At 63.8% G+C, this 20,656-nt stretch carries 17 protein-coding genes; 12 read left to right on the top strand and 5 right to left on the bottom strand.

What is annotated here, in order from left to right:
• Positions 1–39: 39 nt before the first annotated feature.
• Positions 40–843 carry a PstS family phosphate ABC transporter substrate-binding protein gene (locus NY78_RS03340; RefSeq protein WP_043631737.1) on the bottom strand — a complete coding sequence of 268 codons (804 nt, stop codon included), beginning with the start codon at positions 841–843 and terminating at the stop codon, positions 40–42.
• Positions 844–1,146: 303 nt separating this feature from the next.
• On the opposite strand from NY78_RS03340, the gene rpe reads away from it, so the two are divergent.
• From rpe to NY78_RS03320, 4 genes are all read left to right on the top strand, one after another.
• Positions 1,147–1,821: a ribulose-phosphate 3-epimerase gene (gene rpe, locus NY78_RS03335; protein WP_043631735.1), complete on the top strand. Its 675-nt coding sequence runs from the start codon at positions 1,147–1,149 to the stop codon at positions 1,819–1,821.
• A 199-nt stretch (positions 1,822–2,020) separates the two neighbouring features.
• The gene (locus tag NY78_RS03330; protein WP_231583733.1) at positions 2,021–3,907 is read left to right on the top strand and encodes a PAS domain-containing hybrid sensor histidine kinase/response regulator; all 1,887 of its coding nucleotides are present in this window, start codon (positions 2,021–2,023) and stop codon (positions 3,905–3,907) included.
• Positions 3,904–4,248: an Hpt domain-containing protein gene (locus tag NY78_RS03325; RefSeq protein WP_043631730.1), complete on the top strand. Its 345-nt coding sequence runs from the start codon at positions 3,904–3,906 to the stop codon at positions 4,246–4,248. Before NY78_RS03330 ends, NY78_RS03325 begins: the two co-directional genes overlap by 4 nt.
• 119 nt (positions 4,249–4,367) lie before the next feature.
• A complete protein-coding gene (locus NY78_RS03320; RefSeq protein WP_043631728.1) occupies positions 4,368–5,327 on the top strand; it encodes a GDP-L-fucose synthase family protein in 960 nt (319 codons plus the stop codon).
• 409 nt (positions 5,328–5,736) lie between these two features.
• Here the strand turns inward: NY78_RS03320 and NY78_RS03315 are convergent, their stop codons facing one another.
• Positions 5,737–7,266: an alpha-L-arabinofuranosidase gene (locus NY78_RS03315; RefSeq protein WP_047960011.1), complete on the bottom strand. Its 1,530-nt coding sequence runs from the start codon at positions 7,264–7,266 to the stop codon at positions 5,737–5,739.
• Positions 7,267–7,569: 303 nt separating this feature from the next.
• On the opposite strand from NY78_RS03315, the gene NY78_RS03310 reads away from it, so the two are divergent.
• The 7 genes from NY78_RS03310 (at position 7,570) to NY78_RS03280 (ending at position 15,313) form a co-directional block, all read left to right on the top strand.
• Positions 7,570–9,225, top strand: a complete 1,656-nt coding sequence (locus tag NY78_RS03310) for an FG-GAP-like repeat-containing protein (protein ID WP_043631725.1) — start codon at positions 7,570–7,572, stop codon at positions 9,223–9,225.
• An 89-nt stretch (positions 9,226–9,314) separates the two neighbouring features.
• Positions 9,315–10,181: a branched-chain amino acid ABC transporter permease gene (locus tag NY78_RS03305; RefSeq protein WP_043631723.1), complete on the top strand. Its 867-nt coding sequence runs from the start codon at positions 9,315–9,317 to the stop codon at positions 10,179–10,181.
• A gap of 3 nt (positions 10,182–10,184) precedes the next feature.
• Positions 10,185–11,090, top strand: a complete 906-nt coding sequence (locus tag NY78_RS03300) for a branched-chain amino acid ABC transporter permease (RefSeq protein ID WP_043631721.1) — start codon at positions 10,185–10,187, stop codon at positions 11,088–11,090.
• Between the two features lie 167 nt (positions 11,091–11,257).
• Positions 11,258–12,295: a hypothetical protein gene (locus tag NY78_RS03295; protein WP_043631718.1), complete on the top strand. Its 1,038-nt coding sequence runs from the start codon at positions 11,258–11,260 to the stop codon at positions 12,293–12,295.
• Between the two features lie 21 nt (positions 12,296–12,316).
• The gene (locus tag NY78_RS03290) at positions 12,317–12,655 is read left to right on the top strand and encodes a hypothetical protein (protein WP_043631715.1); all 339 of its coding nucleotides are present in this window, start codon (positions 12,317–12,319) and stop codon (positions 12,653–12,655) included.
• Between the two features lie 249 nt (positions 12,656–12,904).
• The gene (locus NY78_RS03285; RefSeq protein ID WP_043631711.1) at positions 12,905–14,074 is read left to right on the top strand and encodes an ABC transporter substrate-binding protein; all 1,170 of its coding nucleotides are present in this window, start codon (positions 12,905–12,907) and stop codon (positions 14,072–14,074) included.
• Between the two features lie 150 nt (positions 14,075–14,224).
• Positions 14,225–15,313, top strand: a complete 1,089-nt coding sequence (locus NY78_RS03280; RefSeq protein ID WP_043631708.1) for an RluA family pseudouridine synthase — start codon at positions 14,225–14,227, stop codon at positions 15,311–15,313.
• Here NY78_RS03280 and NY78_RS25820 read toward each other — a convergent pair.
• Positions 15,270–16,676 (bottom strand): TrmH family RNA methyltransferase, encoded by a 1,407-nt coding sequence (locus NY78_RS25820; protein ID WP_156180860.1) that lies wholly within the window; start codon positions 16,674–16,676, stop codon positions 15,270–15,272. The two genes, NY78_RS03280 and NY78_RS25820, sit on opposite strands and share 44 nt — an antisense overlap.
• A 177-nt stretch (positions 16,677–16,853) precedes the next feature.
• Between NY78_RS25820 and NY78_RS03270 the strand changes: the two genes are divergently transcribed.
• Positions 16,854–18,974 carry a LysM peptidoglycan-binding domain-containing protein gene (locus NY78_RS03270; RefSeq protein WP_043631706.1) on the top strand — a complete coding sequence of 707 codons (2,121 nt, stop codon included), beginning with the start codon at positions 16,854–16,856 and terminating at the stop codon, positions 18,972–18,974.
• A 186-nt stretch (positions 18,975–19,160) separates the two neighbouring features.
• Here the strand turns inward: NY78_RS03270 and NY78_RS03265 are convergent, their stop codons facing one another.
• Positions 19,161–19,658 carry a DUF1499 domain-containing protein gene (locus NY78_RS03265; protein ID WP_043631704.1) on the bottom strand — a complete coding sequence of 166 codons (498 nt, stop codon included), beginning with the start codon at positions 19,656–19,658 and terminating at the stop codon, positions 19,161–19,163.
• Positions 19,655–20,503 (bottom strand): shikimate dehydrogenase family protein, encoded by an 849-nt coding sequence (locus NY78_RS03260; protein ID WP_043631700.1) that lies wholly within the window; start codon positions 20,501–20,503, stop codon positions 19,655–19,657. Before NY78_RS03260 ends, NY78_RS03265 begins: the two co-directional genes overlap by 4 nt.
• Positions 20,504–20,656: the final 153 nt, after the last annotated feature.

The following is a 20,656-nucleotide window of genomic DNA, read 5'->3' as shown; positions in this document are numbered from 1 at the left end:
AGGCCGGGGCGCGGACAATTGATCGAATGTGGCGAGGGCCTAGTTCAGGGGAACGAAGCCGGCTTCCTTGACGAGCTTCTGGCCGTCGGCGCTCAGCAGAAAGTCGACCAGACCCTTGGCGGCGCCGGCCGGAGCGCCGTTGGTGTAGATATAGAGTTCACGGGAGATGGGGTACTTCTTGGACTTGGCATTCTCCGGAGTGGGCTCGATGCCGTCAACCTTGAGGCCCTTGGTGGACGCGTCAAGGTAGCCGATGCCGACGTAGCCCATGGCGTTCTTGTTCTTGCTGACGGCCTGGACGACCGCGCCGTTGGAGGCCTGCATGAGCGCGCCGGGGAACACGCGTTCCTTCTTCATGACCAGACCTTCCCAGGTCTCGTAGGTGCCCGAAGAAGTGTCGCGGGAGATGACGACCACCGGGCCTTCGCCGCCGAGGTCCTTCCAGCTGGTGACCTTGCCCATGTAGAGGTCCTTGAGCTGGGCCAGGGTGATCTCGCCAAGCTTGTTGGCCGGGTTGACGATGGGCACGATGGCGTCAATGGCGCAAACCGTCTGGGTGGGAGTGATGTTCTTGCTCTTGGCCAGATCGATTTCCTTGGGCTCAATGGCGCGCGAAGCCATGGCGATGTCGGTGGCGCCGTCGATCAGGGCCTTGATGCCGTTGCCCGAACCGCCGCCGGACACGGAGATCTTCACATCCGGATGGGCTTTCATGTAGGCCTCGACGACCTTCTGCATGATGGGCAGGACGGTGGTGGAACCGTCAACCTTGATGCTGGTGTCGGCCAGGGCGGTAGAGGCCATCAGCAGAAACACAGCCACGATGCCAATAAGCTTTTTCATGTAAGTCCTCCGTAAAAGTACTTGTCACGCCACGATTGGCGCGAATTGACCAACGTCACGTGCCGGAAGGTAGAAACGCTCCGTTACGGTCCGGTGACGAGGCCACGGAAAACGCGTGACGCTCCCGGCCACGGTCTGTATCTGCCTTATTTTCATCATAACTCGCCAGGCACTTTGTGACAACAACCGCGAGAAGCATTCCTTCGGACTCGCAAGTGCCCCTGCCTTGACCGCAATCGCCGGCCGGTCTATCAAAATGCAAACGACGCCGTCAGGCGTCGGACTTGTGCCGCCGGAGCCGTCATGACCCCACCGTTTATCCTGTCCCCTTCGCTGTTATCCGCCGACTTCAGCCGGCTGGCCGACGAACTGGCCGCCCTGGAGGCCGCCGGTCTTACCTGGGTCCATCTCGACGTCATGGACGGCCTGTTCGTCCCCAACATCACCTTCGGCCCCCCGATCATCGCTGCGCTTCGCCGGTGCAGCAAACTCTATTTCGACACCCATCTCATGATCGAGCGGCCCGAACGCTACATCCCGGCCTTTCGTGACGCCGGGGCCGACCTCATCTGCGTCCACGCCGAGGCCACCGTCCATCTGGAACGCACCGTGGCCGAAATCGCCCGCCTGGGCGCGGCCCCGGCCGTGGCCCTCAACCCGGCCACGCCCCTGTGCGCCGTCGAGTACCTGCTGCCCCAGCTGGCCATGGTGCTGGTCATGACCGTCAACCCGGGATTTGGCGGCCAGTCGTTTATTCCCTTCTGCCTGGACAAGGTCCGGGACCTGGCCGAGCTTCGCCGCCGCAAGGGGCTGTCGTTTCGCATCCAGGTCGATGGCGGCGTCAGCCCCGACAACACGGCCGCCCTGCTGGCTGCCGGGGCCGACGTCCTGGTTTCCGGCTCGGCCTTTTTCGGACATCCGCCGTACAAAGAGCGCCTGGAGGTTTTTCACGCCGCTGCCGGCCACGGTCCGGCCTAGCCTCGAGGCCTCGACAGACCGGCCTGTTTGTTGAGACGTCAACACATAAACCAAGTCCGTTGCTTCTCGAAAAATCCGCATGAAAATTCTTGAACGCAACACGAGACGTCCCGCCCCGGGCCGACATCGCCCCCGCCCCCCCTTCAGGGCCGCCAGGGCCTTGCTGCATGCCCGCCCCTTGGTTGATCCCGACAGACGAATGGCCCGGCTGACGTCCATCATCGCGGCCCTGGACCAGGCCATCGCCTTTATCGCCCCCAGCGGCATCATCGCCGAGATCAACGACCGCTATCTGGCCTGGCTTGGCCTGTCGCGCGCCGATGTGCTCGGACGCCCCCTTGAGGCCCTTGACCTGGAAACCGAAGACTACCAGGCCACAGCCTTTCTCAACCTCTTTCGCCGGGGCGTGGCCCATTCCCCTGTCTCCTTTGAAAGCCGGGTGGGCGAGCGCGACGTCACGGTCAAGCTCCAGCCCGTCATCGAGGATGACGTTTTTGCCGGGCTTATCGTGTCGCTTATCGACGTCACCCCCCTGGTCGAAGCGCGCCTGGGCGTGGAACGCGAAAAACGCTTCCTCGAACAGGTCATTACCATCGCCGGCGCAGCCATCTGCATCGTCAACCGCGACGATGTGGTGGTCACCATCAACGACGAATTCACGGCCATCACCGGCTATACCCGGGATCAGGCCCTGGGCCGAGCCCGGCCTGAACTGCTGCGCGAATCGCCGCCCTCGCCCTGCCCGGCCTCGACCCGCGACGCCACCGTGCAAAAACGCCAGTCGCACATCCTCACCCGCTCCGGCCGCCGGGTCACCATTTTAAAAAACGCCGCCCCCCTCCTCGACGCCGACGGCCGCTCCACCGGCGGCATCGAATCCTTCGTCGACGTCTCCGACCTCATCCGGGCCCAGGTCGAAGCCGAGGATGCCAGCCGGATGAAATCGGCCTTCCTGGCCAACATGAGCCACGAAATCCGGACCCCGTTAAACGCCATCATGGGGCTGTCCCAACTGCTTTTAGCCGCCTCCCTGGCTCCCGAACAGCGCGAGTGCGTCGAAACCATGCGCTCGGCCGGCGAAGGCCTGCTCGTCATCCTAAACGACATCCTCGACTTTTCCCGCATCGAAGTCGGCCGTCTGGAAATCCGGCCCGCTCCCCTGGACATCGACCGGCTCCTGGAAGAAGTGCGCCGGGTGATGGCCCAGGCTGCCGACGAGCAGGGCCTGACCCTGACCATCGAACGCGACCCCGCCTTGCCCCGGGTTCTCGTGTGCGACCCGGTGCGCCTGAAGCAGATCCTGCTCAACCTGCTTTCCAACGCCATCAAATTCACCTCCCGCGGCCGGGTCGTCCTCTCCGTGGCCCGCACCCCTCCCCGCTCCAGAGACGATACCCGGAGCTGGACCAAGTTTTGCGTCCGGGACACCGGCCCCGGCATCCCGGAGCACATGCGCGAACAGATCTTCGAACCCTTTGTCCAGACCGAAGACGCCACAGCCAGAAACCCCGGCGGGACCGGACTTGGCCTGTCCATCTCTAACCGACTGACCAGCCTGCTCGGAGGCACGGGCCTGGAGGTCGCAAGCGTCCCCGGTCAAGGCAGCACCTTCTTTTTCACCCTGCCCCTGGCCGAACCCGAAGCCGCCGCCACCCGTCCGGCCGAACTGCCGCTACCGCCCGCAGCCGATTTCGGCGGCCTGCGCGCCTTGGTGGCCGAAGACAACCCGTTCAACCGCTTCCTGCTGCAAAAAATTCTGGAAAAACTCGGCGTCGGCCACACCGACTTCGCCAGCGACGGCAACGAAGCCCTGGCCCTGGCCCTGACTGCCCGCCCCCCCTACCACATCATCTTCATGGACCTGCGGATGCCGGGTCTGGGCGGCCTGGAAGTCACCCGGCACATTCGCCAGGCGGGCTTCGATACACCCATCGTCGCCCTGACCGCCCAGGCGGCCGAAGAGGATGCCGCCCGCTGCCGGGAGGCCGGCATGACCGCCTACTTCTCCAAACCCTACCGTATAAACGACCTCGAAGCCGTGCTGACCGAGCTGGCCTGCGGCAAATCGACCCGGGGCGTTCCATGACCGGCAATGCCAGACAACGCGCCCTGGCCTTCCTCCGCGAGGACCACCAGCTCACCCGGGACGAGGCCGAGGAAGCCCTGGCCGTGGCCGCAACCGTCCTTGACGCCGGCCTGGCCCGCCTGGCCCGCGCCGCCGACGCGCAAAACGCCGCCGCCTGCGCCGACGCCGCCCACGGCCTCAAGGGCAACCTCTTGAACCTCGGCCTGCCCGAACTGGCGCAGACCGCCCAACAGGCCACCGATATGGCCGGTCAAGACGATCTGGCCGCCGCCAAAGCCGCCGGAGAGCGCCTGGCCCTGGCCCTGGCCCCGCTGCTCCCAGGACAGCCGCCAAAAACCTGAGGCAACGGCAAGGCATCTCCAGCGCATGCGCCAGACGTCCTTTTTTTTCAAATGCCCGCCGCGGCCGCAAAGGACGCCCCACTAGGCAGCCCGGCCGGGCCATGCTACGGAACCACGCCATGAATACTCCCGAAACCGTCAGCGTAAACGGTCCCATCTATATCGCCGGACACCGGGGCCTTGTCGGCGCAGCCATCCTGCGCGCCCTCGCCAGCCAGGGACACGCCGTCCTCACCCGCACCCACAGCGAACTCGACCTGACCAATCAGGCCGCTGTCCGCGAATTTTTCCAGGCCACCCGGCCCGCCGCCGTGTTCCTGGCCGCCGCCAAAGTCGGCGGCATCCACGCCAACGACACCTATCCGGCCGACTTCATCCGGGACAATCTCCTCATCCAGACCAATGTCATCGACGCCGCCCGCAACGCCGGCGTCGAAAAGCTCGTCTTCCTCGGCTCCTCCTGCATCTATCCCAAATTCGCCCCGCAACCCATGCAGGAAAAGGACCTCCTCACCGGCCCCCTGGAAGAAACCAACCAGTGGTACGCCATCGCCAAAATCGCCGGCATCAAAATGTGCCAGGCCTACCGCCGCCAGTACGGCTTCTCGGCCATAAGCCTCATGCCCACCAACCTCTATGGCCCTGGCGACAACTTCACACCCGTCAATTCCCACGTCATCCCCGGACTCATGCGCCGTTTTCACGAAGCCAAACTGCGCGGCGACGCTTCCGTCACCGTCTGGGGCACCGGCAACGCCCTGCGTGAATTCCTCCACGTGGACGACATGGCCCGGGCCTGTCTCGCCTGCTACGCCCGCTACGACGACGCGGAAATCATCAATATCGGCTCCGGCGAAGAAATCACCATCGCCGGGTTGGCCGCCCTCATGGCCAAGACCACCGGTTTTGCCGGCTCCATCGTCTTTGACCCCAGCCATCCCGACGGCACCCCCCGAAAAGCCCTCGACGTCAGCCGCCTCAGAACGCTCGGCTGGCAACCCACCCTCTCCCTCGAAGAAGGCCTCCGCCAGACCTACCAGTGGTTCCTGGACAATATCGAATCCGCCCGAATGGCTTAATGAATACCCGGGGCGCTGCCCCGGCTCCCCGGATGGGGGCGCATGGCGTGGACGGGGTAAGGGACTTTTGTTGGAATTGGGGCCATCTTTCAGAAATGCGTCCGGGCCGATTTGGCGTGAGGCTTTGATCGCGTCAAACCGGCCCGGACGCTGGCGAGTTGGGGTCTGGGATTTGGCTGGCGGTTCCAGGCGGCTTCCGGCCGGAACCGCCAGCCAAATCCCAGACCCCATTCTCTCACGCCCGCACAGCACCCCACCCGCTTCCCCCCCATCGCAGGGGTCCGGGGGGATCATCCCCCCGGTGGGGTTCGGGGCAAGGCCCCGATTCTCTTCGCCTTCCCCTCACCCTCACCCTGACCCTGGCCTTCTCCACCCCCCCTCCTTCCCAGGCACCGACTCACCCGCCTGCCTACACCAGGGGCACCGTGACGATGGTCAGCGACACGGCCGGCAGGTCCAGGCGCAACTCGTTGCCCGTGATGGGGATGGGGTTTTGCCAGTGCAGCTGCGGATGTTTGTCGTCGGGGCCTTGGCCGGACCAGACGGCCCGGGAGGCGTGTTGGCCGGGTTTTGCGTTGTCGAGGCGGACGGCGGCCTGCCGGGCGGCATCTTTATTGATGAGAAAGAGGGTGAGTTCTTTTTTGCGATCATTTCGGGTGGCGAAGGTGCGCACGCCCGGGATGTCGGTGGTGGCGACGAGGCGCGAGCCGAGGCGGTCGGCCAGAAGTTTGATGGCTGTGCCGGTTGGCAGGGGTTCGTTTTTGGCGTCCAGCGCGTCCCAGAGTTCGGGATTTTGGACGTTATTGAGCCAGCGGGTGGCCCAGACCTGGGCCGTGACGACGCGGGGATCGCTTATGGCCTGGGCGAGCATATCGAGCAGGACGAGGGCGTGTCCGAGGGTGTTCTCGTGTTTCCAGCCAAGATTTTGGGGATGTCCGTACCAGTCGGCTGAGTTGATTTCGGTCAGCAGGTAGCGCAGGCGTCCGGCCAGTCCCGGGGGGCCGTAGGCCCGGGCGGCCTTGTCGACTTCGCCCACGCCGAGCATGGGAGCGGGCTGGGTGCGGTAGGGATCATAGCCGAACCACTCGTAGCAGGGATATTCGTGGACGGAGACGAAGTCGATGCTGGGGCCGGCCTCGGCAAAGACGGCCTGCCACCAGATCGTCTGATCGCCCATCATATTATCGAGACTGCCGACATCGGTTGCGCCGACCGGCCCGTTGGCCCCGATTTTGATAGTGGGATCGACGCCTTTCATGGCGGCGGAAAACAGGGTGAGGTCCCGGGCGTAGTCCTTGGCCCGGGAGCCGCCGTCGTAGACGTAAAAATAGGATTCGTTGCCGATTTCGAAATATTTGACGCCATAGCCGCGTTCGATGTTGGCGTAGCGCACGAGCGACACGGCATTTTGCAGCAGTGTGGCCATATCCGGGGCCGTGGACCCGTTGTTGGCCGGCCGATACATGGCGTCATGGGGGATGACCACCACGGGTTCGGCCCCGGTCTGGCGGCACAGCTTGATAAAGGCGTCAAAGTCCAGGGGCGTGGCGGTATACTGTTTGGCCCCGAGGTCGTAGACGCGGCGGTCGTTGGAGGGCCATTCATCGGGACCAAGCCGGGCCAGGGTGGGTTTGGGCTTGCGGTAGGGCGGCGCGGCCCAGAGGGTGACGTCGGATTTGGCCCCGCCGGGGTAGCGCAGAGAGCCGACGCCAAGATCAGACAGGGCGCGGGCCAGAGGCCGGGCACCGGGGGGGCGGTTGGCGTCGTCGTCCAAAAGATAGTTGAGGTTGATGCCGAGGAGCTTGCGATCAGTCGGACGCAGGGTTGTTTCGGCGGCAACGACAATGGTTTCGGGCGTCCCGGCCTGTCCGGCGGCCGGGGACAGGCCGGAGAGCAGCACGACGGCCAGGGTCAGAGTCAGCAGCGGTCTGCGAACCATAGGCGCAGTTCCTCCAGGATTCGGGCGGGTGCAGGGGTAGCCCTGACCGAACGATTAGGCAAGGGGAAGGGGCTGCGGTTCTGTGACGTTATGGTAAGTTTTGCATGCCGCGGCAGGAACGTGGCGTAACCAGACGGAGTCACGGACGACATGACCGGACACGCGGACGGAGGAAAGAGGCTTGCCGGGCCTTGCAACACCCCTGGCTTGATAGTAATGCAGGGCCTCGCGGCGATCCGGCTCGATCTGCCGACGCCACGTCCCCGGACAACACGGTCCGATATGGACCCGGAGGAACCCCCTATGATGCTTTTCCGTCGCCTTGTCCTGCTGGTTGCGGCCCTGCTGTGCCTGCCGGCGTCCGCTTTGGCCGCTGAGGTCAAGACGTTTGCCGTAGCCCCGTTTACCGTCCATGGGCCTGAGAAATACCAGTATCTGGGCCAGGGCGTGCAGAGCATGCTCGAATCGCGAATGAACTGGCCCGGCCACCTTGCCCCCATGGACAAAGCCAAAGCCGGGAACAAACTGGCCAAGGCTCCTGCCTCCGAGTCCGAAGCCAAAAAGACGGCCAACGACCTTGGCGTGGATTACCTCGCCTACGGATCGGTGACGGTTTCTGGCGAACAGGCCAGCGTGGACATCATGGTGGTGGGGCGCGACGGCAAGAAATGGCCCAAGTCGCTCGACACCAAGATTGCCGAGCTGATCCCGGCCATGGAGCGCACGGCCCAGACGCTTAACAACGAAATTTTCCAGCGCCCGGCCACCCCGGCTGCCGGCAAGGGCGGCGCTCCCTCCAGCCAGCTCAATTCGGATTTCGTGGTCAACCAGACCAACGGCGACCAGAAGGGCTATCTCAACCCGAGCTTCCGCTACGCCGGCCCCTCCGACACCCCGGGCGTCTGGCGCAGCCAGTCCATGCCCATTGTCTCGCGCGGCATTGCCGTCGGCGACTTCAACGGCGACGGGCAAAACGAAGTGGCCATCCTGGCCCAGAACTCGGTTGAGGTCTTCAACTACAAAGACCGCCAGCTGATGCCGATTGCCAAGTATCAGACCCCGCCCAACATCATGCTGCTCAACATCAGCACCCTAGACATCAACGGGGACGGCAAATCCGAGATTATTGTTTCGGCCAGCTACTTCAAAGAGCCGCGTTCGTTCATCCTGAGCCTTGACGGCAACAAGCTGGTTGAGACGCAAAAAGACATCAAGCTCTACCTCAACGTGGTGCCCGTCGCGCCGGACTTCAACCGCCAGCTGGTCGGTTCCAAGGGCGAGCCGAAGGAAATCTTCGTCCAGGGCGTGCACAACGTCATCTTCTCCGGCGGCCAGCCCCAGCTGTCCACCCGCATTCCCCTGCCCAACAAGGCCAACCCGTTCAACTTCGCCTTTGTGCCTGAAAAAAGCGGCTACAAGGTCATCATAAACGACGACCAGGACCGCATCGTGGTCTATACGGCCAAGGGCGAGCGCGTGGCCGCCACCGAAGAACAGTACTGCGGCTCGGCCGTCGGCCTGGAATTCGACCCGCTCATGGCCCCCATGGAAAAGCCCAAGAGCGACCACCTCTGGACGTACTACTACATCCCGCTGCCCATGATCGTCAGCAATCTGGACAAGGATGAACGCTACGAAGTGCTGGTCAGCAAGAACATCTCTCTGGCCGCCCAGTTCTTCGAGACCTTCCGCACCTTCTCCCAGGGTGAAATTCATGCCCTGTACTGGGACGGCGTGGGCATGAACCTCTTGTGGAAGACCCGGCGCATCAAGGGCACCATCACTGGATACGCCCTGGCCGACATCGACAACGACGGTCAAAAAGAGTTGGTGGTGTGCCTCACCACCTGGCCGGGCGCGGCCGGCGTCTACGCCCGCCGCACCATCGTGCTGGCCTACAAGCTCGATCCCGCGAGTGCGGGCCAGGCCGGCGAGTACGGCATCGACCAGTCCGAGTAGCCCCACCCCTTGACACCACGACGGGGGGACCGCATCGTGCTGCGGTCCCCCCGTTTTTGCGTCTGTAACCCTGGTTTGCCGAGGTCGCCTTGCTTGCCTTGTATCTGGCCCAGATCGTCAATTCGGGACTGGCCCTGGGGGCCGTCTACGGCATCATGGCCCTGGGCTTTTCCCTGATCTTTTCCGCCAGCCGGCTGATCAACTTCGCCCAGGGCGAGTTGCTGCTCCTTGGCGGGCTTATCATCACCAGTCTGGCCGGCGTCATGCACCTGCCGCCTGTTGTGGCCCTTTTTGCGGCCAGCCTGGCCGGGTATCTCCTGGGCCGGGTGCTTTTTGCCTCCACCCTGGGCCTGACCCTGCGGGCCGCGCCGCTGCGCCAGCTCATGCTCACCGTGGCCGCCAGCCTCGTCTTCCAGGGCGTGGCCATTTTGGCCTGGGGCAAAAATCCGCTCATGCCGCCGCGCCTCATTCCCATGCCCGATCTGCGTCTGGGGTCGCTTTTCCTGGGCCGCGATACGGCCACGGCCCTGGTCTTGGCCGTGGTCTGCATGGTGGTGCTGGGCGTCTTTTTAAACAGCACCCGTCTGGGCCGGGCTCTTCGGGCCACGGCCCAAAATGCCGTGGGTGCGCGGTTGCAGGGGGTCGATACGGTCTTTTGCCACGCCCTGTCCTTTGCCCTGGCCGGCGCGCTGGCCTCCCTGGCCGCCCTGGCCGTCGGTCCCCAGACCGGTCTTCGCTACGACATGGGGCTTGGCCTTGGGCTCAAGGGCTTTGCCGCCGCCACCATTGGCGGCTACACCTCCCTTGGCAAGGTGTTTGCCGGCGGCCTCGTCCTGGGACTGGCCGAGGCGACGCTGGTGCTGACCTTGTCCGGCGAAATCAAGGAAACCGCCATCTATGCGCTGATCATCATCCTGCTCGTGGCTGCCCCGCGAGAGCACGACGAGCGTCCGTAAGCCATGCACCCATCCCGCCGCACCTCGCTTGCCCTGTTTTTCGCCGCTCTGGCCGCCGTCGGCCTTGTCACGCCCGGTTTTCGGCTGCTGGCCGTCAACCAACACCTGTTTCTGGCGGTCAACGTCCTGGCGCTGAATTTCTGCCTTGGCCTTGGCGGCCAGATCTCCCTGGCCCAGGCGGCCTTTGCCGGGCTTGGGGCCTATGGCTCGGTGCTGCTCCATGCCCGCTTTCCCGGGGCCAGCCTGCTGATTGTCCCGGCAGTGGTGCTGGGCACGGGCCTGTTGGCCGCCATGCTCAGCCGTCCCATGGAACGCCTGGGCGAAGGCTTTCTGGCCATGGCCACCCTGTGCGTCTCCCTGGTCTTTACCAATCTGGTGCTGTCCCTGGAAAGCGTCACCGGCGGTTCGGCCGGGCTCATGGCCGACAGCCGGCTGACCGTGCCGGGCATCGGGGAGCTTGGGGGCGACAAGCTGACCTTTTTCCTGTTTGCCGGCCTGCTGGCTGTCGGCTCCTCCATCTTTTTGACCCTGCGCGACAGCCGCCTTGGCCGCGCCCTGGCCGCCTGCCGCGACGACAGCCAGGCCGCTTCCAGCCTCGGCATCGACCGGGCCTCGGTGCGCTCGTTGTCCTTTGGCCTGGGGGGCGGCCTTTCGGCTGCCGCCGGGGTGGTCCACGGCCACTACACCGGCTTTATCAGTCCCGAGCAGTTCCACCTGGAGCTCTCGCTCAAGGCTCTTCTGTTTCTCGTCATCGGCGGTCCGGGCAATCTCCTGCGGCCGATCCTGGCCGCCCTTGTCCTGGAAACGGCCATGGGCTGGCTTTCGGTGCTCGGCGACGCCCGCACCCTGGTCAACGGGCTGTTGCTCGGCGCGGCCCTGCTCGCCGGCTACTGGCGCATGAAAAAATAAGCGTTTTCCTTTCGCACCCTTCCCACGTTTTTCCCAATCTCCTCTGCGCAAGCCGTTGACAGATTCTGTCAGATTGGTACTCACGTCTTATTAATTAGACAAATCTATATATCTAATAGTTTTTGCTGATATAATTTCGCATAAACTTATTTCCGGAGGGTTCCATTATGACCAGTATTGGATTCCTATGGCGTGACCAAGAACAATCGCGGCTTTGCACCCCTGTCCTGGCGTCAGGTCTGCTGTTCCTGCTGCTAACTCTGGGCGCATGCGCCCAGAAGACGCTGCCGACAGCGATCAAACTGAGTCAGGCCGGGCAGGAAGCGGCAACGCAACTGCAGGAAAACACAATTCTGACCAATGACCAGCTCAACAATCTCAACAAGTATGCCCTATTTCATGCTGCCTTTCGCGCTTCTGCCTGCCAAGAGATAAAAAACAAGGATGCCGATGCATGCACAGACAATTTTAACACCGAGAAGGAAATACTCACAACCATAACTTCGATTCAAAAAGTACTTGGTACGTATTCAGCGTGGATAGTCAATCTTCGAAAATCCTATGTCGCCATGGGAGAGCTGGCCTCCTATGATGCCAGTGGAAAATTTATTACCGCCTTCGACAGCCTCTCAGCATCCACTGGTCCCCTTGCGGCTGCTATAGGCGTCCCCTCCCCATCGACAGAGCTAACCAATATCTTCCGCTATGCCGGTGGGAAAATTGTCGGTTTTGTCCAAGCCAATAAAATCATTGACGCAAGCAAGGCAATTCATGCCGAATTGAATCAGGCGATTGAACTGCTCTCCGAATACAAAAGAAAGGAGCAGTACACCTCGCTCCAGAAGGCGTATGCCCGCACGTTGCGAAATGCCACGCTCCTTCTGTCCAGCCAGGGAGCGCTCTCTTTCAAACCTCTTGTCAATGAAATCGGCGCATCTGCCGGCCTTGCCGCCGCGCCCGATACAGACAAGCTTATCCGAAACAACAAGCACCTGAGAGTTGGCCTCAATGCCGTCATCATCGAAATCTACAATCAGAAACTTGAAAAAATTGCACTGACCTATGACAAATGTCTTGAAGCGCTTATGGCTCTCGTCAAAGTCCACGTGGAACTTGAAAAGGATGCCGGCATTGATCTGACCCAACTCACGTCTCTCATCGACCAGCTCAAAGCCCTGGCCGTAAAGATCGACACCCAGAAATAGCTCTTCAAAGGAGGTTTAATCATGTCCGAAACAACGCGTGAGACGTGTTTGGAGAGTCTTAAGACCGCCTTTGACGTTGCGGACGAGGCCTATGTGTACGCGGTCTCATCCGAAGCGCCGCAAGAACAGCAGGACACCCTCTACACCGCTAAATTGAAGGCAGAGAAACTCTATCTGAAAGCAGTCGAAAGTTCTCTTTTCGAGGACAAGCCCGAAGTCGATGCTCTCACACAACACCTTGACGCTGCCATCAAAAAAGCCAAGGATAGCCTCAACCATCTTGAATCCATTGCAAAGATCATCGAAGCAATAGCCAAAATCCTTGAATGGGCCGGAAAACTTGTGCCCTATTTTCTCTGATCTCCGTGCCACTGTCAGGGGCCGGGGCCGCAATCCCGTTGCCGGTGTCCTGTCAACAGCGTGCACCCTTGCACTGCCTTGCCCAGTTTCCAGGCGACGTCCCCGCGCCACGCCAACCGTGGCGCGGGGACGCTACCCCATTTCCCCGGCTCGGGTGCCCACCTTGCAAAAATGATTTACAACGCGCCCCGATGCGGTAAAAAAACCCTGCCATTTGCGCTTAGACCACACCGTATCGGAGGCTTCCCCATGGCCAAAGTCCTGCTCCTGCTTGCTGCGCTCCTGTGCCTGCCCGCCACGGGCGTTTTTGCCCAGGCGACCGGCGAACCCATTCTCATCGGCGGGCTTTTCGCCCAGTCCGGACCGGCCGCCGTCGTCGGCACGCCAAGCAAGCTTGTAGCCGAAATGACCGTCAAACAGATCAACGACATGGGCGGCGTGCTCGGCCGCCCGCTCAAACTTATTGCCTACGACACCGAATCCTCCCCGGACGTGGCCCTGCGCCAGGCCCGCCAGCTCGTCGAAGGCGACAAGGTCCTGGCCATCATCGGCCCCACCTCCACCGGCGAAGGGCTGGCCGTTAAAAAGTACACCGAGGAAAAGCACGTCCCGGTCATCATGACCGTGGGCGGCGATGCCGTCATTGCCGGCGGCAAGTTTGGTCCCTACGACTGGACCTTCAAGGCTCCCCAGCGCACCGCCACGGCCGTGGCCAAGATATACGACTACCTCAAAGGCAAGAACATCAAGAAGATCGCGGTGCTCTGCTCCAAAGACGCCTTCGGCCAGGACGGGTTGACCGAACTTACGGCCAACGCCGCCAAATTCGGCATCGAGATCGTGGCCGAAGAGAGCTTTGACAACAAAGGCACGGATTTTTCGGCCCAGGCCTTCAAGCTCCAGGCCGCCAAACCCCAGGCCGCCGTGGTCTGGACCATCGGACCGGCCGGGGCCATAGCCGCCAAAAACTTCGCCGCCCTGCCCGGCGAACGCCCGCTGCTCGTGCAGAGCCACGGCCAGCCCGGTCCCAGCTACCTGGAGATGGCCGGCGAAGCGGCCGGCGGCACGGTCATGCCCGGCACCAAGCTCATGGCCCCGGAATCCCTGCCCGACGAAGACCCGCAAAAGATCGTCATCGAATCGTTTATCAAGGCCTACAAGGACAACGGCATCCAGGAGAAATTCCCGCTCAACACCCACTCGGGCTATGCCTATGACGCCCTGACGCTGTTGCGGGCGGGCCTGGAAAAGGCCGGCAAGGCCGATCCCGAAGCCCTGCGCGCCGCCCTGGAGAAACTTGAGCGCGTGGTCGGCGTCTCCGGCGTCTACACCCTGTCCGCCGAGGACCACAACGGCCTGGGCCAGGATTCGATGATCATGCTCATCGTCGACTCCAACCGCTTCAAACTCGCCCCGTAGGCGGCGAGGGCGCAGCGAAAAAGCAAACGCGAGAAGATGTCAGGGGAACCTTTTGAAAAAGGGTTCCCCGCATGCTCCCCTCCCCAATAACGTTTCACGGGGGGGTGTGATTCCCGCCTGTCTGGACACACCCGGTGTCAGTGCCGCACTATGAAAACGCCCGTCCAGACCTTCACCGTCACCCCGGCCGAAGCCGGCCAGAAGCTGCTGCAATACCTGGCCCGGCGTCTGGGGTCCGGTCTGCCCCAGGCTGTCCTGCAAAAATTCATTCGCACCGGACAGGTGCGCCTCGACGGCAAACGCTGCAAGCCCTTTGACCGGGTGGGCCAAGGCCAGCTCGTGCGCGTGCCGCCCTATGACCCGGACGGGACCGGCGGGCCGGGGCGCCAAGGGCCGTCTCCCGGACCCGAGGACCGGCCAAAGACGCCCGCGCGGGCCGCAGCGACAGGCCGCGACGGCCGGGCAGGGCCATCGGGCAAACCGGCCGCGCCGCCTGCCGCCCGGACCAGGGCCGCAGCGCCCAGCCATCCGCCGCTGGACATCCTGCACGAAGACGACGACCTGCTGGTGGTCGTCAAACCGGCCGGCCTGCCGGTGCATCCCGGCTCCGGCCACACCGTGGCCCTGACCACGCTTCTAAACGCCCGCTATCCCGACGCCCCCTTTCGCCCCACCCCGGCCCATCGCCTGGACCGTGACACCACCGGCCTGCTCTTGGTGGCCAAAAGCTACCGGACCCTGCGCCGCATCCACGACGCCATGCTGACCGGACAGGCCCGCAAGGACTATCTGGCCTGGGTCTGGGGACGGTGGCTTTTAGGCGAAGACAACGAGTGGGTGACGCTGCGGGACAGGCTGGCCAAGGAAGGCGGGCCGGGCAAGGAACGGATGGTGTCCGGCGAGGTGGGCAAGGAAGCCGTGGCCAAGGTGCGACTTTTGGTGTCCATGCCCACCGCCAGTCTGGTGGAAGTGCGCCTGGAAACCGGACGGACGCATCAGATCCGCGCCCAGCTGGCCTCCCGGGGCTATCCCCTGGTCGGCGACGCCAAGTACGGCGGCGGCGCGCCGCCCATGCGGCTGCACGCCTGGCGGGTGGTGCTGCCGGGAGCGGCCTATTGCGCCCCACCGGCCTGGGAAGCGCCCTGGACGGTCACCCGCCCCAGACGCGCCTCCCTGGCCGAATGCAGCGACCGGGTCAGTTCCCCTGATCCAGAATCGACGCCAGACGTCCCAGAATAATCGCCCCGGCCTGGGCCACATTGATGGAATCGAGCGGCCGGGCCTGGGGAATGCGGTAGATGGCCTGGCAGCGCTTGAGCACGCCGGGCCGGATGCCTTCGTCCTCGCTGCCAAGCACCAGGATGATGGGGAAGTCCGGCGTGGCCGTATAGATGTTTTTGGCCTCGGCCTCGCCAGCCGCGCCAATGATGGTAAATCCCGCCTCGCTGGCCTCGTCCAAGGCCCGGGCCAGATTGGACACCTTGGCCACGGGCAAACGGGCCAGCGTCCCGGCCGAGGCCTTGGCCGCGCCCGGTCCAAGCCGCGCGCCTTCATGCTTGGGCACGATCAGGCCGCCGCCGCCCAGGGCAAAGAGCGTACGGGCCAGGGTGCCGACATTGCCCGGGTCCTGCACCCGGTCCAGGGCCAGGGAAACGGGCAGGGGCGCATTCCTGGTGGCCTCCAGCACGTCTTCCAGGCTGGCCAGATCCCCGGCCGACAGACGGGCCAGGAAGCCCTGATGGTTGCCGGGATAGATCTTGTCCATGTCGCCGGCCGGCATGAACCGATAACGCACCCCGGCAGCGGTGCAGGCCGTGACAATGGCGTCCACGTCGGCCCCGCGAAGGCCCTGGCGCAACAGCACGTCGTCCACGCTCTGCGGGCTTTGTTCGATCAGCTCGCGCACGGGCTTGCGACCCGGCAAAATGTCCTCGGGCAACACGGTCGGCACGATCGGCGTCGGCTCGGCCCGGACAAACGGACGCGGCTGCGCCTCGCGCTCGGGCCGCTCGCCAGAGCGGCGGCCGGCATCGTAGGCCTGCTGGCGGTCGCCTTCGGGCTTGCCCTTGTACCCGTCGCGGCGGTCGGACTGGCGCTCGGGGCGCTGGTCATTATCGCGGCGCGGCCGGCTCTGGTCGTCGGTCCGTTCCCGTTTTTCCCCGCGCGGCCCGGTTGGACGGCCGGAACGGGCATCCCCGTCACGACGCGGACGGCCCTGGTCGCCGGCCCGGTCGCGGGAATCGCCGCGCCCGCCGGTGGAACGGGTCGGACGCTGGTCGCCGTCACGGCGCGGGCGGCCCTGGTCGTTGTCGCGGGAATCGCTGCGCCCTCCTGAAGGACGGGTCGGGCGCTGGTCGCCGTCGCGCCGGGGACGGCCCTGGTCGCCGGTGCGTTCACGCTGGTCGTCACGTTGTCCGGTCTTGCGGGCCGGCGGCCGGCTGGACGGATGGCCGGAACCGGAAGTATTGCGTTTTTCGGAGCCGGAACCGGAGGCAGAGCGCTTCTCGGAACCGGAATTTGAGCGTCGGTCATCGCGCTGTTCGGAAGGGCCATCAGGCCGGCGGTTCGGGGACGGCCGGCGATTACGATCATTTTTGGTCATGCCGCAAAATGCCGTATAACGCTCGTTTCCACAAGGTCTTTTTCCTTGCGCTTTCGTCAACTTTGGACTAAAGGATACAGAATTATTAATAGATTGAGCCTTCTAAGAGTCCTTCGACAACCTCCTCGGGACGGCGAAACCCGCCTTCCGGTCTTTTTTCCTTTTGGAGTATGGTGCATGGGCCGTTATCTCCTCTTCGTCCTCCTCCCCGCTTTTCTGCTGCTCTCCGGCTGTTCCGGGAAACAGTATGACAAATCCAACGCCGACATGAAGGCCAACCTGGAGCCTGAACTCTGGGATACCTCCCAGATTTTAAAAAACCTCCAGCGCGGCCGGCCCCTGACCGAACAGGAAAAAAAGGCCCTGGCCTCGCGCGGAGCCATCCAGTTCGACCTTGACGTCAAGGAAAACGAGGAAGTGCAGGTTTTTCTCCAGTACTTCTCCATCGACAAACGCGGGTCCATGGATACCTGGCTGCGCCGGGCCGAACCGCATCTGCCCTATGTGCGGGCGGTGCTGGCCAGCTACAACCTGCCGCCGGACCTCATTGCCCTGCCGTTTATCGAATCCGGCTACAACACCATGGCCTATTCGCCGGTTGGCGCGGGCGGCATGTGGCAGTTCATGCCCTATACCGGCCGCCGCTTCGGGCTGACCGTCGACTGGTGGGTGGACGAGCGGCGCGATCCCTACAAATCCACGGTGGCCGCCGCCAAATACTTAACCAAACTCTACCAGATGTTTGGCGACTGGAATCTGGCCCTGGCCGCCTACAATGCCGGCGAAGGCAAAATTTCCCGGGTCATGGCCGCCAGCGGCCAGTGCGACTTCTTCGACATCGCCAAAGACCCCAAGCTGCTCAAGGATGAAACCCGCCACTACGTGCCGAAATTCCTGGCGGTCCTCAAGATCTTCCAGAACCTCGACACCCTGGGCTTTAAAAAGGTCAACTGGCAGGCCGGCCCCAACCTCAAAGAGGTTCCGGCTCCTGGCGGCACCGATCTGGCCGCCCTGGCCCAGGCCTGCTCCATGCCCTGGGAACAGTTTCGGGAATACAACCCGGGCTTTCGCCGCCAGGTCAGCCCGCCGGATATGACCGTCAACGTCTACGTGCCCGTGGCCAAAGAACAGGTCGCCCTGGCTTTTTTAAATAATCCCGGCAATTACCCGCCGGTCGGCGGCCAGACCTACACCGCCGAAGCCGGGGACACCTGGTGGAACATCGCCCGTAAATCCGGGATGCCGGTGGCCGAGTTGCGCCAGTTAAACGCCTCCCTGCCCGAAACCCTGCCGCCCGGCCAGACCGTGCGCGTGGCTTTAAGCGCCTCGGGCGCCGACAATTCCGCCCTGGCCGAAGGTCCCGACGCCTGCGCCCCCAAACCGTTCGCCGCCGCCAAGCCGCAACGGCACCGGGTCAGCAAAGGCGACAGCGTCGGCAGCGTGGCCCGCAAATACGGCGTGTCCACCCAGGAACTCCTGGCCGCCAACAAGATGAAACACGCCGGCCGCCTCACCCAGGGTTCCTGGCTCAACATTCCGGGCGGCCAGGCTGCCGCCCCGGCCCAGGCCGCTGCGGGCGTGAAGGGAAACGCCCCGGTCAGTCTGGCCGAGGCCGAAGCCAGCCACACCGTGGCCAAAGGCGAGACCGTCGGCTCCATTGCCGCCAAACACGGCGTCTCCCCCCAGGAACTCATGGCCGCCAACAGCCTGCGCTCGCCCAAGGAACTCCTGGTCGGCAAGCGTCTGAGCATCCCGAAAAAGCCCGGCTCAAAAGCGCCCGAGCCGGCCGCCCCGGCCCCGGTCCAGACCGCTTCGGCCGGCTCCTATACGGTCAAAGCCGGCGATACGGCCCACTCCATCGCCCGCAGCCAGGGCATCGACCCCAAACAGCTCGCCGCCGCCAACCCGGGCCGCCTCGACAAACTGCGCCCCGGCGACAGGCTCACCCTGCCCGGCGGGTCCAAGGCGCCGGCTCCCGCGCCGGTCCAGGCTGCTGCCGCCCCGGCCCCGCGCGAACCGGCCAAATACGACAAAGCCGCCAAGCCGGCCGCCGCGCCCCAGCCCCCGGTGGCCAAGACCTTTGCCCAGGCCGCGCCCCAGCCGGCTCCTGCGCCGGCCGCCAAACCGCAGGCCGCCAAACCGGCCAGCAAGTCGGTCAATTACAAGGTCAGCCCTGGCGACACCCTGTGGGGCATTGCCAAGAAATTCAATGTGGACCCGTCCTCGCTCATGGCCTGGAACAATATGAAAAGCTCCAGTTCGCTCCAGACCGGGGCGCAGCTCACCATCCACCAGTAAGCCGACCGCAACCGCAGACGAAAAAAGGGCGCGCCCGACTCCCGGGTGCGCCCTTTTCCATTGGACCGCCTGTCCTGTTTTCCCGTGTGCCGACGGTCGTCTCCGCTCGGGCCAACCAAGAATCAATACGCTGAATTTACACTATTTATTCACAAAAAAACATACCTGTTTTTTGTGAACGCGGCACTACAGGCCGGCGTCCTTGACGATGGCTTCCAGGCGATGGCGGTTGACGCCAAGATCGCTGTGCCCGACCCGGGAGGCGGAACGCATATGCAGCAGACCGGCCGCCGGGTCGTAGAGAAATTCCAGGTCATCCACAAAGCCAAAGCGCGACGACCGGGCCGTGGCCTGGATATACCGCTCGGTAGCGGCGACCACGGTATACTTGCCCTGCCCCAAAACCTTGATCAGGGTCGGGATGGGATTTTCCGCGCAAGCCCGGGGGGCGATATAATGCAGCGGATCGTTCTTGCTCACCGTGCTCGAGACCCAGTTGGGCTTTGCGCCATCAGACCGCAGCGGCCCGCCCGTCGGCGACACCGAGGGCGGCATCTTACGGCTCACCATGCCCAGCCAGATGAATAAAACCACGCCGACCACCACGACCACCAGCAGCACCACGGCCGCAACCTGCCCCACAGACTCGAAAAACCGCACCAAGGTGCGCAGCGTATCCATCATGTGACGTCGTCCTCCGTCTCCCCGGGGGAGTCGTTGCCATAGAGCGCTTCCAAAATAAGCGGCCGCAACTCGTCGTCAGGCAAGGTCAGCCCGGTCCAGAGCCGGAACTGCTCCACGGCCTGATAGAGAAACATCTCGATGCCCGGCACCACGCCGGCCCCGGCCGCCACGGCGCCCAGGACCAGCCGCGTCTCGTGGGGATTGTACACCAGATCGAACACCACCGTACCCGGCCCAAGCGCCCCGGCCGGATAGGGCGATACGCCCTCAAAACGCCCGGCCATGCCCATGGGCGTGGCATTGGCCACAAAATCCGCCCCCCAACCCGCCCGGTCGTCCCAGGCCACGGCCGCAACGCCAAATTCCCGGGCCAACGCCTCGGCTTTTTCCAAGGTGCGCGCGGTAATGGCCACCTCGGCCACGCCCAGCCGTCGGGCCAAGCCGGCCACCGCCGCCCGGGCCGCGCCGCCCGCCCCCAGGACCAGCGCCTTCTTCGGCGCAATGCCCCGAACCGCCAGCGGCCGGCAAAAGCCCTCGACATCGGTATTATCAGCCCAAAGCACCCCGTCGCGCCAATAGAGCGTGTTGACGGCCCCGACCGCCTGCCCAAGCTCGGTCACCGCGTCCACGTACCCCATGACCGCCGTCTTGTGCGGAATGGTCACACTCAGACCCTCAATGGGCGTCTGCCGCAACCGGGCCATGAACGCCGCCAGTTCCTCAGGCAGCGTCGGCCACGGCCGATACCTGGCATCCAGGTCAAAAAGCGAAAACCCCCAGTTGTGCACCAAGGGGCTTAACGTGTGGCCCAACGGATGGCCAATGATCCCAAATTGTCGCTGCATGGCGAAGATGTCCTTGGGGGGAGAGAGGCGAAGATGTGGGGGAGGGAACCCTTTTTTGGGAAAAAAGGGTTCCCTCCCCCACACCCCCTCCTTCCCCAAAAACTTTTAAAGGGGGGGTGCGCAAGCACGACTGCCGCGCCGATGCCCCATCCC

Source organism: Desulfovibrio sp. TomC (genome assembly GCF_000801335.2).
Classification (GTDB): domain Bacteria; phylum Desulfobacterota; class Desulfovibrionia; order Desulfovibrionales; family Desulfovibrionaceae; genus Solidesulfovibrio.
Note: the sequence above shows the minus strand (reverse complement) of the source record. Positions and strands in the feature narration are given on the sequence as shown.

What these genes read in the sequence shown, in the direction of transcription:
- NY78_RS03265 (WP_043631704.1), bottom strand. Translation starts at nt 19,658, where the DNA reads ATGATGGATACGCTGCGCACCTTGGTGCGGTTTTTCGAGTCTGTGGGG.
- NY78_RS03290 (WP_043631715.1), top strand. Translation starts at nt 12,317, where the DNA reads ATGTCCGAAACAACGCGTGAGACGTGTTTGGAGAGTCTTAAGACCGCC.
- NY78_RS03300 (WP_043631721.1), top strand. Translation starts at nt 10,185, where the DNA reads ATGCACCCATCCCGCCGCACCTCGCTTGCCCTGTTTTTCGCCGCTCTG.
- NY78_RS03310 (WP_043631725.1), top strand. Translation starts at nt 7,570, where the DNA reads ATGATGCTTTTCCGTCGCCTTGTCCTGCTGGTTGCGGCCCTGCTGTGC.
- NY78_RS03295 (WP_043631718.1), top strand. Translation starts at nt 11,258, where the DNA reads ATGACCAGTATTGGATTCCTATGGCGTGACCAAGAACAATCGCGGCTT.
- NY78_RS03285 (WP_043631711.1), top strand. Translation starts at nt 12,905, where the DNA reads ATGGCCAAAGTCCTGCTCCTGCTTGCTGCGCTCCTGTGCCTGCCCGCC.
- NY78_RS03260 (WP_043631700.1), bottom strand. Translation starts at nt 20,503, where the DNA reads ATGCAGCGACAATTTGGGATCATTGGCCATCCGTTGGGCCACACGTTA.
- NY78_RS25820 (WP_156180860.1), bottom strand. Translation starts at nt 16,676, where the DNA reads ATGACCAAAAATGATCGTAATCGCCGGCCGTCCCCGAACCGCCGGCCT.
- NY78_RS03325 (WP_043631730.1), top strand. Translation starts at nt 3,904, where the DNA reads ATGACCGGCAATGCCAGACAACGCGCCCTGGCCTTCCTCCGCGAGGAC.
- NY78_RS03270 (WP_043631706.1), top strand. Translation starts at nt 16,854, where the DNA reads ATGGGCCGTTATCTCCTCTTCGTCCTCCTCCCCGCTTTTCTGCTGCTC.
- NY78_RS03330 (WP_231583733.1), top strand. Translation starts at nt 2,021, where the DNA reads ATGGCCCGGCTGACGTCCATCATCGCGGCCCTGGACCAGGCCATCGCC.
- NY78_RS03320 (WP_043631728.1), top strand. Translation starts at nt 4,368, where the DNA reads ATGAATACTCCCGAAACCGTCAGCGTAAACGGTCCCATCTATATCGCC.
- NY78_RS03315 (WP_047960011.1), bottom strand. Translation starts at nt 7,266, where the DNA reads ATGGTTCGCAGACCGCTGCTGACTCTGACCCTGGCCGTCGTGCTGCTC.
- NY78_RS03280 (WP_043631708.1), top strand. Translation starts at nt 14,225, where the DNA reads ATGAAAACGCCCGTCCAGACCTTCACCGTCACCCCGGCCGAAGCCGGC.
- NY78_RS03340 (WP_043631737.1), bottom strand. Translation starts at nt 843, where the DNA reads ATGAAAAAGCTTATTGGCATCGTGGCTGTGTTTCTGCTGATGGCCTCT.
- rpe (WP_043631735.1), top strand. Translation starts at nt 1,147, where the DNA reads ATGACCCCACCGTTTATCCTGTCCCCTTCGCTGTTATCCGCCGACTTC.